Consider the following 1,598-nt stretch of genomic DNA (forward strand, 5'->3'; position numbering starts at 1 on the left):
CCATCCAACTGGGTTAGTACCTAATAAAATACCTGCACTAGTACCAGCAACAGCACCAGCCCCTACTGTTAAACTGTTATGTGCTATCGCCTCACCGTTAGTTTTACCTGCGGTTATATCATCGTGATATCCTAGTGCAAATCCTACTAATGGATAGCTTTTTCCGCCGTATTTACCTACTTTATTTATTGCATTACCGTATTTGATATGTTTGTCTCCATACCCTGTTCTAATTCGTGAATCTTTATTATCGTATATATTTGGAAGAGTATTAATATTTTTCCCAGTTTTTTTAATATCTTTTCCTACTAATTCTGTATGAGTAAATCCTAAATCTGCAATAAAATCTCGGCCTAAACTACCTATGTTATCCTGCATATAATTCACTATATTTTTTGCTTTTTTTATCTTTTTTATCTTTTTTAACTACTTTAACCGTTTTTCCATAGTAACTGTGACCTTTCGTAATCTTACTCATAAGATTATCTTTATGTATTGGTTTATCTTTACTATTAACTTCTTTATATTTATTTATTATCTTCTCTTTCCACAACAAGTTTCTCGCAGAAGGAATTGAAAATAAGGATAATGAACTATTTATATTTTGGTTAGCAACATTTAAACCATCCATAATATTTTCATAAAGGCTAATAGGTTCTTCGAATACATTACCAGAAGTGTAGTTAAACAGTCTTAGTTTATGTAATTTATTTTCCAATTCCTTCCTATTATTTTCTAATCCTTCAGTAAGATTTATATTAGACGCAAGACTATGTTTTTTATGAGTTTCTAAAAATTTATTTATTTTATCATTAATTTGATTAATGTCATGTATAAGTTCTTCTTCATCAAGACTTTGATTGTCAACTTCTATAATATATTTTCTAATATATTCATCACTAGCTCTATTTATTAATTGCGTAAGAGTACTCACTCCTAAAAGTAATGGTTGAATTATTGTTTTTAGAAATTTTTCCCGGACTCATAAGCTTTACCTTCAAGTTCATTATTTTGAATGGTTTTATTGATAGTTAGCTTCATAGAAATAACATTATCATGAGTTTCTTTAGCTATATTGTTCATTTCTTCTTGTTGTAATCTTGCTTGATCAAGATCCATTTTGATGAAAGAACTAGCCATTCTATTCTCTCCTTTTTACCTTATATAATATATAATTTACTATTTACCGTTTATTTGCGAAGATATATTTTTGTCATTTTCCTTGAAACTCTCTCCAATATTTTTTATTTTATTCATAGTGTATTTGAGACTCTCATTTAACTTAGCATTAATTTCAGTCAATTTATCAATACATTCATGAGCTTTCATATTTCCTCTTACTGTACTAGAATTATCTTTATTAGGGTTGTTTATATTGTTGAAATCATTTAATTTTTGATCTAGTTCGTTTTGAAAATTACTAACTATAATTAAATCACTTCTAATTCTACTCATTTAAAACATCCTTAATTTTTATACTTTGTTACATTAATTTATCATACACTAAATCATAATATTTTTCATTATAAATTATTATTTTATTAATATAGAAAACTCCCCCAACCATCATAGGCTTGAGGGAGTAATTTAATATCTAC

The 1,598-nt window shown here is 27.3% G+C and carries 3 protein-coding genes and 1 pseudogene; all 4 read right to left on the reverse strand.

The annotated features are described in order from the left end of the window. Positions 1 to 387 (reverse strand): annotated as a pseudogene (locus CD126_RS11590) (hypothetical protein); the annotation flags it as partial. Next, positions 368 to 934 carry a hypothetical protein gene (locus tag CD126_RS11595; RefSeq protein WP_049407836.1) on the reverse strand — a complete coding sequence of 189 codons (567 nt, stop codon included), beginning with the start codon at positions 932 to 934 and terminating at the stop codon, positions 368 to 370. The gene CD126_RS11595 and the pseudogene CD126_RS11590, both read right to left, overlap by 20 nt. A gap of 29 nt (positions 935 to 963) precedes the next feature. Beyond that, on the reverse strand, positions 964 to 1,140 hold the full coding sequence (locus CD126_RS12195; RefSeq protein WP_169931283.1) for a hypothetical protein: 177 nt from the start codon (positions 1,138 to 1,140) through the stop codon (positions 964 to 966). 39 nt (positions 1,141 to 1,179) lie between these two features. Next, positions 1,180 to 1,455, reverse strand: a complete 276-nt coding sequence (locus CD126_RS11600) for a TIGR04197 family type VII secretion effector (RefSeq protein WP_049407838.1) — start codon at positions 1,453 to 1,455, stop codon at positions 1,180 to 1,182. Positions 1,456 to 1,598: the final 143 nt, after the last annotated feature.

Source organism: Staphylococcus pettenkoferi (assembly GCF_002902685.1).
Taxonomy (GTDB): domain Bacteria; phylum Bacillota; class Bacilli; order Staphylococcales; family Staphylococcaceae; genus Staphylococcus; species Staphylococcus pettenkoferi.

Bases quoted from the DNA above. Each gene is read 5' to 3' on its own strand.
- CD126_RS11600 (WP_049407838.1), bottom strand. From the start codon at position 1,455: ATGAGTAGAATTAGAAGTGATTTAATTATAGTTAGTAATTTTCAAAAC.
- CD126_RS12195 (WP_169931283.1), bottom strand. From the start codon at position 1,140: ATGGCTAGTTCTTTCATCAAAATGGATCTTGATCAAGCAAGATTACAA.